General features: G+C 66.3%; 1 protein-coding gene. It reads left to right on the top strand.

Annotation, left to right across the window (positions count from 1 at the left end; genetic code table 11):
- On the top strand, window positions 1-350 hold a 350-nt coding region (locus tag AC0L3X_RS47480), incomplete at both ends, for a GDP-mannose 4,6-dehydratase (RefSeq protein WP_473317663.1).

The following is a 350-nucleotide window of genomic DNA, read 5'->3' as shown; positions in this document are numbered from 1 at the left end:
CGCGGCGTCGCCCGTATCGAGGTCGGGCTGGAACAGACGCTCTATCTCGGCAATCTCGAAGCCAAGCGCGACTGGGGCCATGCCAGGGACTATGTCGAGGGCATGCACAGGATCCTGCAGGCCGACAAGCCCGACGACTTCGTGCTCGCCACCGGCGAGATGCGCTCGGTGCGCGAGATGGTCGAGCTGTCCTTTGCGCATGTCGGCCGCCGCATCGCATGGCGCGGCAAGGGCGTCGAGGAGACCGGAGTCGACGAGACGAGCGGCAAGACGGTGGTGAAGATCGATCCGACCTATTTCCGTCCGACCGAGGTCGATCTCCTCGTCGGCGACGCCAGCAAGGCGCGCGA

It is taken from the genome of Bradyrhizobium sp. MI1.7 (assembly GCF_055811795.1).
The sequence above is the reverse complement of the archived record's forward strand: the minus strand, read 5'-3'. Positions and strand labels throughout refer to the sequence as shown.